The organism is Cryobacterium sp. CAN_C2 (assembly GCF_015751745.1).
Taxonomy (GTDB): domain Bacteria; phylum Actinomycetota; class Actinomycetes; order Actinomycetales; family Microbacteriaceae; genus Cryobacterium.
Map to the genome: position 1 here is coordinate 1 of NZ_JADOUX010000050.1, position 1,380 is coordinate 1,380.

Sequence of the window (1,380 nt, forward strand, 5' to 3'; positions counted from 1 at the left end):
GATATTTCTCACCCTGAGGCTGGTCGGCATCGTTCGTGCGGTATTCGTTCACAACATGCTCACCGAACAAGAGGTGGCTGGTGAGACGCTCATGATTGCGATAAACCTCCAGCACCTGGCTGGTGATGCGCAGGTCGACGCCCTGGCCGATCTGTGCAAAGGGGACGGAGTAGAAGTTCTTCTCCCAGACCACATGCCCGTTCTTTTGCACCCGACGCCCCATAATCCACCGGCTGATCTCATACGGAGCCGACGGCAACGGCCGCAACAGCGCTTTCTCCTCGGTTTCAAACACACTGAGGCGGGAGCCGGCGCGTTTCTGGAACGGTTCCCGGTTATAGGCATCCATGCGTTCCCGGATCGCGCCCCGCAGATCGGGGAGCGTTCCGAAGCTCCGGTGACGCAATCCGGCGATCACCCACGTCGCAACATGGGCGACCGTATTTTCCACGGATGCCTTGTCTTTTGGTGCCCGAGGTCTGCCCGGCAGCACTGCGGCCGAGTAGTGCGCGGCCATCTGGCGGTAGGCGTCGTTCAATACAATCTCACCCTCGCGAGGGTGTTTGATCACTCCGGTCTTCAGATTGTCGGGCACGATCCGGGGAACCGTTCCGTCGAACCACTCGAACATCGCGACGTTGGCCAGCAGCCAGGTGTCTTGCCGCATATCCAACGCCGGCTCGACGAACGCATACCTGGAAAACGGCAGGCACGCGACGAACAAATACACCCGCGACGTCTCTCCGGAGATCGGGTCGGTGAGATGCATCGTCGGTCCTGACCAGTCGACCTCGACCGTCCGCCCGGCCTTATGACCCACGCGGGACGCCGCCCCCGTGATCAGCGTATGCGTCGCATACGCCTTGCAGAATCGGTCGTAACCCATCGCTGGCTGCTCTTTCACCGCGCACCCGTCGACGTACTCGCTATGGAGCAGTTTCAGCGTCACCCCGACCTTGGCGAGCTCCTTATGCACCGCGTCCCAGTCCGGCTGCACAAACACACTTTCGTGCTCGCCGCGCCCTGGGAACAGCAACGAATACACCTCCGCATCGCTGCGGTTCACGTGAACGTCACGGTCGATGCCAGCTTTGTCGGCGGCGTCGAACACCGCCAGCACACTTTTGCGCGACATGCCCTGCGACAAGGCGATCGCGCGCCCCGTCATGCCCTCAGCGCGGAGTTCGAGCACCCGCTTGGCTTGAATCCTTCGTACCATTATTGATTACTCCTTCTGCCGCGTGCCTATACACGCGGCAGAAGGAGCTAAGCAGATGGCCCCGAACGGAAATATTCGGTGGCCCCGAAACGCGCTACTCGCCACATCACCCCGTGGCCCCGAACGTCAATAACACTGGCCCCCACGAGCGCAAATACTCA

The 1,380-nt window shown here is 61.1% G+C and carries 1 protein-coding gene; it reads right to left on the bottom strand.

Annotation, left to right across the window (positions count from 1 at the left end; translation table 11 throughout):
* On the bottom strand, positions 1-1,219 hold a 1,219-nt coding region (gene istA / locus IWX77_RS16805), incomplete at its 3' end, for an IS21 family transposase (RefSeq protein ID WP_196845687.1).
* Positions 1,220-1,380: the final 161 nt, after the last annotated feature.